General features: G+C 73.6%; 1 protein-coding gene. It reads right to left on the reverse strand.

The genetic code is table 11. The features are described 5' to 3' along the window. Positions 1 to 64: 64 nt before the first annotated feature. A complete protein-coding gene (locus tag G5C65_RS36945) occupies positions 65 to 1387 on the reverse strand; it encodes a D-arabinono-1,4-lactone oxidase (RefSeq protein ID WP_165303406.1) in 1323 nt (440 codons plus the stop codon). Between the last annotated feature and the right edge of the window lie 261 nt (positions 1388 to 1648).

Consider the following 1648-nt stretch of genomic DNA (forward strand, 5'->3'; position numbering starts at 1 on the left):
CTCCCGGAGCAGGCCCCGCAGCCGGACGCCAGCTGAGCGGGAGCCCGGGGCGCGGCCCGGACGCTCAGGGGCCCAGGACGCGGCGGAGGTAGGCGTTGCCGAACAGGCGGTCCGGATCCACCCGGTCACGCAGCGCGGTGAACTCCGCGAACCGCGGGTAGACCCCGGCCAGGTACTCCGCGTCCCTCCCGTGGAGCTTGCCCCAGTGGGGCCGCCCCTCGTGGGCCACCATGATCCGCTCGACCGTGCTGAAGTACGCCTCGTGCGGCGTGCCCCGGTACATGTGCGCCGCTATGTACGCCGTGTCGCGCCCGCTCGCCGTGGAGAGCGGGATGTCGTCGGCGGGCGCCGTACGCACCTCGACCGGAAAGCTCACCCGCAGGTCCGAGTGGTCCACGGCGCCCCGCAGCTCGCGCAGCGCCGCCATGGCCGCCTCGCGCGGCACGGCGTACTCCATCTCCAGGAACCGCACCCGGCGCGGGGTGGTGAAGACCTTGTGCGGGATGTCGGTGTACGTACGGGCCGACAGCGCCCGGCTGGTGATCCGGGCGATGCCCGGGATGGTGGCGGGTGCCGCCCGGCCCAGTGCGCAGGCGGCCTGGAAGGCGCTGTTGGACAGCAGATGGTCGTCGACCCAGCCGCGCATCCGGGGCAGCGGGCGCGCGGGGCCCTGGCTGCGGTTGTTGCGCTTGGTGCTGCAGCCGCCGGTGTGCGGGAACCAGTAGAACTCGAAGTGCTCGTTCTCGGCCACGAGCTGATCGAACTCGGTGGTGACCCGCTCGAAGGACATCGGCTCCTCGCGCGCGGTGAGCAGGAACTCCGGCTCGACGGCGAAGGTGACCTCGGAGACGACGCCCAGCGCGCCCAGGCCGACCCGCGCAGCGGCGAACACATCGGGGTTCTCATCGGCGGAGCAGCGCAGCGTCGTGCCGTCGGCCAGCACCAGCTCCAGGCCCCTGACCTGCGCGGCCAGCGAGGCGGAGTCCCGGCCCGTGCCGTGCGTGCCGGTGCTGATCGCGCCGGAGACGGTCTGCTCCACCACGTCGCCCATGTTCGTCAGCGACAGGCCCTCGGCGGCCAGCGCGGCGTTCAGCGTCCGCAGCGGGGTGCCCGCTGCGGCGGTGACCGTCCCGGCCGCCCGGTCCAGCGAGCGGACGCCGGTGAGGTGCTCCGGGCGGATCAGCACGCCCTCCGTGACGGCCGCTGCGGTGAAGGAGTGGCCGGTTCCGGCGGCCTTGACCCGCAGCCCGTCCGCGGCGGCGCGCCGGACCGCCTCGACGAGGGCACCGGTGGTGGAGGGCGCGACGGTGCGGGCGGGACCGGCCGTCACATTGCCTGCCCAGTTGCGCCATGTCGCGCTGCGGTCGCTCGCCGTCCGTACGCCCATGCCCGACCCTCTCCTCTCGACATGGCGTCGGCACATGATGAGCATGCACCTGACACCACGGTGTGCCGGGTTCCCCACCTGTTAGGGCGGAATCATACTCACGGTCATGGCCCTGTCACGGGGTCGTCCGGCTGTCCGGTCCGGTGCGGGTGCGCCGCCGGGACAACCCGCGGCGGGGAGGCGGTCCACCGGGGGTCGCCGCCGGGTGGCAGGATCGTGGATATGTCCGATGCGCTCCCCCCGTCATCCCCCCGCCCCGAC

It is taken from the genome of Streptomyces boncukensis, assembly GCF_011045075.1.
GTDB classification, from domain to species: Bacteria; Actinomycetota; Actinomycetes; order Streptomycetales; family Streptomycetaceae; genus Streptomyces; species Streptomyces boncukensis.